At 70.7% G+C, this 7117-nt stretch carries 10 protein-coding genes and 1 pseudogene; all 11 read right to left on the bottom strand.

The genetic code is table 11. The features are described from left to right. Positions 1-562 (bottom strand): annotated as a pseudogene (locus tag ACWF94_RS28335) (hypothetical protein); the annotation flags it as partial. A 95-nt stretch (positions 563-657) separates the two neighbouring features. Then, a complete protein-coding gene (locus ACWF94_RS28330) occupies positions 658-867 on the bottom strand; it encodes a hypothetical protein (RefSeq protein WP_453494448.1) in 210 nt (69 codons plus the stop codon). Between the two features lie 5 nt (positions 868-872). Beyond that, the gene (locus ACWF94_RS28325) at positions 873-1412 is read right to left on the bottom strand and encodes a hypothetical protein (protein WP_453494445.1); all 540 of its coding nucleotides are present in this window, start codon (positions 1410-1412) and stop codon (positions 873-875) included. 473 nt (positions 1413-1885) lie between these two features. Next, positions 1886-2263, bottom strand: a complete 378-nt coding sequence (locus tag ACWF94_RS28320; RefSeq protein WP_453494442.1) for a hypothetical protein — start codon at positions 2261-2263, stop codon at positions 1886-1888. A 9-nt stretch (positions 2264-2272) separates the two neighbouring features. Next, positions 2273-2437: a hypothetical protein gene (locus tag ACWF94_RS28315; protein WP_453494439.1), complete on the bottom strand. Its 165-nt coding sequence runs from the start codon at positions 2435-2437 to the stop codon at positions 2273-2275. Continuing rightward, the gene (locus ACWF94_RS28310; protein ID WP_453494436.1) at positions 2434-3030 is read right to left on the bottom strand and encodes a hypothetical protein; all 597 of its coding nucleotides are present in this window, start codon (positions 3028-3030) and stop codon (positions 2434-2436) included. The genes ACWF94_RS28315 and ACWF94_RS28310 overlap by 4 nt, the downstream gene beginning before the upstream one ends. Then, positions 3021-3827, bottom strand: a complete 807-nt coding sequence (locus ACWF94_RS28305; protein ID WP_453494433.1) for a hypothetical protein — start codon at positions 3825-3827, stop codon at positions 3021-3023. The genes ACWF94_RS28310 and ACWF94_RS28305 overlap by 10 nt, the downstream gene beginning before the upstream one ends. Then, positions 3827-4534, bottom strand: coding sequence for a hypothetical protein (locus ACWF94_RS28300; RefSeq protein ID WP_453494430.1), 708 nt, complete (start codon positions 4532-4534; stop codon positions 3827-3829). Before ACWF94_RS28300 ends, ACWF94_RS28305 begins: the two co-directional genes overlap by 1 nt. Positions 4535-4536: 2 nt before the next feature. Beyond that, the gene (locus ACWF94_RS28295) at positions 4537-5229 is read right to left on the bottom strand and encodes a hypothetical protein (RefSeq protein WP_453494427.1); all 693 of its coding nucleotides are present in this window, start codon (positions 5227-5229) and stop codon (positions 4537-4539) included. A gap of 163 nt (positions 5230-5392) precedes the next feature. Further along, the gene (locus ACWF94_RS28290; protein ID WP_453494424.1) at positions 5393-5545 is read right to left on the bottom strand and encodes a hypothetical protein; all 153 of its coding nucleotides are present in this window, start codon (positions 5543-5545) and stop codon (positions 5393-5395) included. Positions 5546-5555: 10 nt separating this feature from the next. Beyond that, positions 5556-7117 (bottom strand): hypothetical protein (locus ACWF94_RS28285; protein ID WP_453494421.1); only part of this gene is annotated, 1562 nt, incomplete at its 5' end.

Raw genomic sequence — 7117 nt, 5'->3', positions numbered from 1 at the left:
GGGCCGCACCGAAGGCGATGACACCGGACGCGGCGCTCGCCGCGGCGATGCCGACCGCACCCAGGCGCAGCAGCCCGCCCAGGGCGCCGACGACCCGGCCGGCGACGCCGCCGAGCCCGGACAGCGCCCGCGTCAGGCGGTTGGTGTCGACATCGACCCCGACCGTGACGTCCGGCGCGTTGTGCGCCCGGATTCGCTCGTCCAGGTCATCGAGATCCGGGACGACCCGGATCGGGACCTCTTCGCCAGCGAGGAGCGCGCGGATGCGCTCGAGAAACCCCGTCAGGTCGGGGGCGACCGGCAAGTTGATGGACTCCAGCGACCGCAGGCCGGTGAGGAGCGCCGAGTCGAAGCGACGCAGGTCCGGCAGGACGGTGACGCTGACGGCCGCACGGTTCAGGCCGTTCTGGATGTTCCGTCGGATCGCGGTGCCGACGCTGCGGGTGCTGCGGTCGAGCGCCCGCTGAATGCGGATGCCGAGGTCCCGCGCGTCGGCAACCGCATTGGCGTCGTCAAGGACGATGCGGATGCGGCCGACGCCATAGTCCTCGTCCTCGGCCAAGGCAACCTCACGCGAAAGCGGTGGTTGCCCGGCCCAAAACCAGCGGCGATGACCAGACTAGCTGGTGAGAGGGGCGCCCCCTCGGGGCGAAGCTGCTACCCGGCCCCCAGGCGGGCGTCTTCCGCCGCGAGACGGGCCATCATCGCCTGCGCGTCACTCCGGTCCATGGCCATGGCCGGAGGCGGCAGACGGCGGCCCTGCGGGCGGGAACCCTTCGGCGGCGCGTACAGCTTCGCCCGGTTCCTGGCCCGCTCGTTGTCGTCCTCCGCCCCCGCGTCGATGGACGCCTCGGCGGCACTGAGCATGACCCTCAGCGGCCACGAGTGGACATCGACCCCCTGGAGCGCGAGCCCGCCCTCCCACTCCGCCCAGGACTCGATGATGCTGGCGCAGAGACGTTGGACGACGTAGGAGGGCGCTGGCCGCCTCCGTACAGCTCGACTACCCACTCCAGCAGCTCGACCAGGACCCGGTCGGGAAGCCGCATACCGGCGTCCACGACCTTGGCGTTCTTCTTCGTCTCCGCCGCCTCGCGGGCCTCGTCCGGGTCGGTGTGGCTGCTGACGACCTTCGCGCCGACCTTGACGTCCCAGCGGGCGAACTTCTCGGCGGACTCCGGCAGCATCAGCTTCGCCAGGAAGACGCGGAGCGCCTGGGTCGTCTCGCGGACCTGCGTCAGGTCCACGTTCGCCATGTCCGGCAGGTCGATGTTGAGCCGCTTCTGCGTGTCCTGGAGGCTGGCATAGGTGTCCAGGAACTCGTCACCCATGACCTCGGCCTGGAACAGCAAGGTGACGTCGCCGATCTCGGCTTCGTGGGGGCTCGTGTTGAGCGCGAACTGCTTCTTCACGGGTGGTGGCCCTTCCGTCCTTCGCGTACGCCCGGCCCACAACCAGCGGCGTGTGGGGCGGTAAGGGTAGAGCACGGACGGAACCGCTGATCTACCTCAAATCGGGTTCGACCGGGCGCCGCTGGAGCCAGACTCACCGCGTGAGCCTTCTCCCCCGGCGCAACCGCCGCCGCAACCAGACCGCCAGCCCTTCCACCTCGTCGCCGGCCAGCTCCACGCGCCGTGACGACAGCGCCGTCTACGTCGACCCGGGCCCCTCGACGTGGGGCAACTCGTATGACTCGCCCCCATCCTCGTCAAGCTGCGACTCGTCCAGCAGCTCCAGCTCGTCGGGCTCCGACTCCTCGGGAGGAGGATCTTCCTCGGGTTGTGAGTGAACACCGGCCCCGATCCGCTAACGTCGGCTCTGGGCGCGCCAGCTCCACAGCTGGTTCAGCCGAGCCCCCGCCGGATTCGGCGGTGGCTCGGTCAGTTCAGCGGCCCTGACGTAGCGCTCTGGCCAGGAAGTTGTTCGCCCTGGTGCCCGGGTGCCGGACGTACGCGGCGAACACCTCGCGGCCTCGGATCTCGAACCGCAGCGCCTTCTTCCGGCGGGGCCGGATGATGTGCGGCCGGGTGCCGTCAAGGACGAACCGCGTCGCCGGGTGGTCGCACACGATGACCCCTTGCAGACCCGTCGGCCCGCTCTCCACCTTCCAGGAGATGTACCGGCCCATCGTGCCGGGTGCCTCGCGCTCCGCGATCCGCGCCGTGCGCTGCGTACGTTCCGCGAGCCGGCGGGCCACGACGCCGTTGCGCAGCCGCAGCGTCCGCGCGATCCGGCCCGGGTCGATCCTCACCTCAACGGGCATAGCGGCCTCCTACGGGCGCAGCAGGGCGTACTTCTCGCCCGCACCGTTCGTCTCGACCTCGGGCGTCTCGACCGGCGACGGGCTGATGTCGGAGTAGTCGTAGGCCCGGACCTCCAGGTCGCCGTGCTCCTCCCACAGTCGGTGAAGGCGCGCGATCACCTCGCTGATCTTCACGGTGACTCCTCTCCAAGGCACACGCCGCAGTGGGGCAGGGCCACCGTCGCGCGCTGCTCCAGGCCGACGCAACCGCCTTCCGGCCCGACCGTCCGCTGAACGCCCATCACGAACCGGCGCCCGCGCCGCCGCTGCTCCGTCCCGGGCAGGCAGCACAACAGCGCGTTGTAGACCGTGACCATGTCGACGTGCAGGGCCTGGGCCGCCGCCGAAAGTTCGGTGCACGAGGGCGGACAGCCCTGCTCGTTGAACGTGGGCGCGCACCGCAGCAGCGTGACCGCGATCTCCAGCGCGGTGATCGGCGGGGGCATGCAGCCGCGTACGCCCTGCACGATCCGGGCCTCGCCGGGGAAGTCCAGGTCGCTGGATGGGTAGATCCGGGCCACCGACACGGTGAGCTGCCCGCCGGCCGCCTCGTTGCTGCACGGGTCGTCGCACGTGTCCCACGCCGGTTGCCCCGGCACGACGCAGGTCCGGCACGAGGGACAGCCGGGCTGCCCATCGACCAGGGCCGCGGTCTGGTCGAGCGCGACGCACATGCAGCCGAGGACCGCTTCCGTCAGCTCGTGGATCGCCAGCGGGGTCAGGGCCACGTCGTCACCCTCGGCCTCTTGTAGTCGGGGCTGTAGACGCGGCTCGGGCTCGTCAGCCGGTACGGGTTGACCATCGCCAGCCACATGTCCGTCAGCGGGAGACCGGTCCGGCCCTCGCTGTAGATCGACGCCGGGTCGGGCATCTCCATCTCCATGCCCTGCCGCACGATCCGGGTCAGGTTCCGGTTGGTCTTGCACCCGCAGGACCCGCCGGGCGCACACCCCTTGAGGAGGTGGCACGTCAGCTCACTCACGGCGGCGATGGCCGCCTCATCGAGCGGCAGACCCCACCGGTACGTCACCGCGAACGTGCCCGGCTCGGTGACCGGCTCGGCCATGTCCTGACAGTCCGGCCAGCACTCGCCGTCGGTGCGCACCAGCTTGCCGGGGGCGTCGACCCGGTACTGCTCGGGGAACAGGACCACGCCGTCCAGCCGGACCTCCACGACGTCGTACACCGGGCCCGGCAGGTAGACCTCGCACAGCTCGCCGCACGAGCAGTCCGACTTGCAGCCGCACCCGGCGGCGTTGCGCCACATGCCGTCGACGCCGATGTACGGCACCCACGGGCCGGTGCCGACACCGGCCTGGAAGCTCGTCACGGTCGATTCCACGCACGAGCGGCGGCACGGTCGCACCGTGACCGGGCACGGCCCCCAGCGGCGCCCCGACAGGCCCCACAGGATGATCGAGGCGACGAGCGTCCACCGCTCGACGTCCGCCTCCCCCACCCCCTCGGGGATGTCGCAGCACAGCGAGGTGGGCCATGCCTCGCACGGGCCGACTTGGAGTGCCATCAGCGCCTCCCTGGGGCTTCGTACCGGGACGGCTCGGTGAACGTCCGGCGGATGTGCTGCCCGACGTGCCCGTGGCTGAACGAGTCGGGCATCGTGGACAGGAAAGTGGCGTCGGCGGGGAACCGCGGGGCCCGGTGCAGGATCTTCACGTCCTCGATCTGGTCGCCGCCGATGCCGTTCAGGACCTCGTACAAGGTCCGCTTGTGGACCACGGCCAGGTGCTTGCCCGCGTCGAGGGCCTTCACCATGCCGGCCTTCACCACCGGCAGCGGGACGTGAAGCTCGTACGACAGCGGATCGGCGTGCCCCATGCCGACGAGGAGGTCACGGGTCTCCTGCATCCCGCGTAGGTACTTCCCCGACGCGCGGGCCGCGTAGTACGAGTCCACGTTTCGCACCGGGCCGCGGTGGAGCACGGGCATCTCGTCCACCGCCTTCATGACGAACATGTCGTCGTTGGCGAGGAGGAACACGTCTGACACCTCGGGGTGCTCGCACGCCGCCCGTACGGCCAGCGTCGTGTTCTGGTACTTCGTGCCCGTCTGCCGGGTGGGGATGTGCCGAACACCGTGGAGCCACGCGGGCCGGTAGCCGACGATCCACACCCGGCCGTGAGGGAGGTGGGCCGACCAACTTCGCAGCGAGTACCGCAGCTGCTCGTTGACCGGCCGTTCCCGGACCGGCACCACGATGTCCGGGGCCTCCACGGTCAGGACGCCAGGCAGAGGTCGCCGGCGACGGCGGTGTACTCACAGGTGGCCTCGGGCGGCGCAACGGTCGTGACGAAGGTACGCCGGTGACAGGTGGGCCCGAGCGGGGTGAGGAGCGGGCCGCCGGTACCGGCCGCGTCGAGCGGCATGACGTCGTACGGGCCGGTACCCCAGCCGCCTCCGGCACGGGTGTTGCCGGTGAGCGTGAGCGTCGCCGCCTCGCTGCCGATCTCCAGGTCTCCGAGCTGCCCGTTGCTGACCCACGGCAACAGGAAGTAGAGCCACGCGCCCTCGCCCGCGCCCTCGGCGGCACAGGCGTCCGCGCCCAGGACCTCCGCCCACAGCTCGATTGCGAAACCGGAGTTGCACTGCACCGAGCAGTCGTCGTAGCCGATCGGCTGCCCGTCGAAGCCGTAGACCACCGGGTTGCCGGTGGTGATCTCGATGAACTCCGGGCTCACGGAGAAGAACGACAGCTCCAGGTCGAACCCTCGGAACGAGGGGCAGCCCCGCTTGAAACCGCAGATCCGGCCGTTCGCGGCTTTGTACTCGACGTCCTCGCCTTCCTCCACGTTGGGGTTCATCGCAAGCGTCGCGAAGCAGTCGAAGACGAATCCGTTGTCCTCACCGCAGACGGGGCGGCCACAGCCATCTACCCGGGTGACGCGGATCGTGTCCGCATTGGCGATCAAGGGACAGGGCATCCTGGGGCCTCCAACACGTGTTGGTCGGCCCGGCCCACAACCAGCGGCGACGCGTCCAGCATAGCCGCGCACGGCCTGCCGCTACCGGGCCGAGCGCACAAGCGGCGCTGCCTCCGTTCGCAGGAGACAGCGCCGTAGAGTGCTGGTCGGTTCAGTCCGTCGGCGCGGGCAGGACGATGGTCCCGGCCGCCTCGTGGAACTCGGCCTCGGGTACCTCGCGGTACCCGTCGGGGACGATCGGGAACGCGTCGGCGTCGCCGCTGACGGACATCCACCCGCCGCTGTCGTTGATGAAGTAGCGCACGTCAGGCTCCTTACCGGGTCAGGGCGATCAGGTCGGTGTCGGTGATCCACTGGTTGAACGTCACGCTTCCGGCGATCACACGGACGGCCGGGTAGACGCGCACGGCGTAGCCGGTGTGCGGGGCGAGAACGACGGCCTCCGAAACGCCGAAGCTGTACCGCTCCCGACGGGCCGGACCGTTCACGTAGACGCCCTGCGCGACCCGCACCGCCAGGCCGCCGCCGTTGATCTGCACCGCGTAGCCCAGCTCGAACTGGGCGTTCGCCGGCCAGGTCAGTTCGACGTGCCCCGTGAACCGCGTCGATAGTGTGATCCCACGACAGGCACTCAGGCTGTCGGCGGTGTACGAGCCCTCTGCCCAGGCGGTCGAGTCCACGAGGATGAACCCGCTCGTGACGGGGACGGTAGGCGTGCCGAGCGGGTGGTTCTGCTGGATCGTGACGGCCGCGCTGGTGTGCTCGGGCGGCGTCCACAGGGCGCCCGTGCTCGGGTCGCAGCGAAGCGTCGAGTTCGCCGCAGCGTCACACGTCCAGTCGGCATCCCACGTGCGGTCGCCCGCGATCGGGAACGCCTCGATCGGGGCACCGGCCGAGCCGTCGCCCTGGAGGCCGCACCCGACCTCGGTCGGCGGGACGAACAGCCGGTCGTCCGCACCGAAGACGAGCCGGTTGCCCGGGTCGGCCGAGGGAGCGACGAGGAGACCAGCCGGGGTGATCTCGATGCCGTTGTCCTCGGGAGCCACGATGACGTCCGCCTCCACGCTGTACGGGTCGCCGGCCGCGCCGGTCCCGGTCAGGGTGAGGTCCACCGTCTCCGTGTCCGCGACCGTCAGACCTGTTCCCACAGCGGAGATCGTCCCGGTGGACGCGTCGTACGTGATCCCGGCCCCGGCGGTGAAGCAGCTCCGGACGTCCGCGCACTCGACGTAGAGCCCGTCCGGCCCTGCCTCCAGCAGGTTGGCCCCGCCTCCAGGCGGCGCGGGGTCGAGGACGACGTCCGTGCTCACCACGTACGAGTCGCCGGCCGCGCCGGTCCCGGTGACGGTGTTGCTCGCGGTCGGGGTGTCCCCGCCCTGGAGCGCGGTGCCGGCGCCCGGCGGGACGAACAGACCGCCGTCCGTGCCGAACGACGCCGTGTTCCCCGCGTCCGTCGAGAGCTGGGCCGCGATCTCCCCGGTGGCCGGGTCGTACGCGATGCCGTCCCCGGCCGTGAAGCAGGTCCGGACGTCGGCGCACTCGACGTACAGGCCGTCAGGACCGGACTTCAGCAGGTTCGTTCCGCCGCTGGGCGGGGCCGGGTCGAGGATGACGTCGGAGGTGATGCCGTACGGGTCGCCGACCGCGCCCGTGCCCGTGACCGTGTTGTCCACGGTGGCCGTGTCTCCGGCCTGGAGCGCAGTGGGGACCGGGTCGGCGCTGATCGTGTAGGGCGCCGCTGCGGACCCGTTGCCGTCCACGGTGACACCGGGGCCGGCGATGACGGAGCAGGAGCAGCGCGGGAATCCGCAGCATGCAGCCATGAGCCTTATCTCCAGGAGGTGGAGGAGTCGCCCGGCCCACAACCAGCGGCGTG

This window comes from Streptomyces sp. NPDC055078 (genome assembly GCF_053607985.1).
This window is presented reverse-complemented; position numbering and strand designations above follow the sequence as displayed.

Bases quoted from the DNA above. Each gene is read 5' to 3' on its own strand.
- ACWF94_RS28330 (WP_453494448.1), bottom strand. From the start codon at position 867: ATGCTCAGTGCCGCCGAGGCGTCCATCGACGCGGGGGCGGAGGACGAC.
- ACWF94_RS28320 (WP_453494442.1), bottom strand. From the start codon at position 2,263: ATGCCCGTTGAGGTGAGGATCGACCCGGGCCGGATCGCGCGGACGCTG.
- ACWF94_RS28305 (WP_453494433.1), bottom strand. From the start codon at position 3,827: ATGGCACTCCAAGTCGGCCCGTGCGAGGCATGGCCCACCTCGCTGTGC.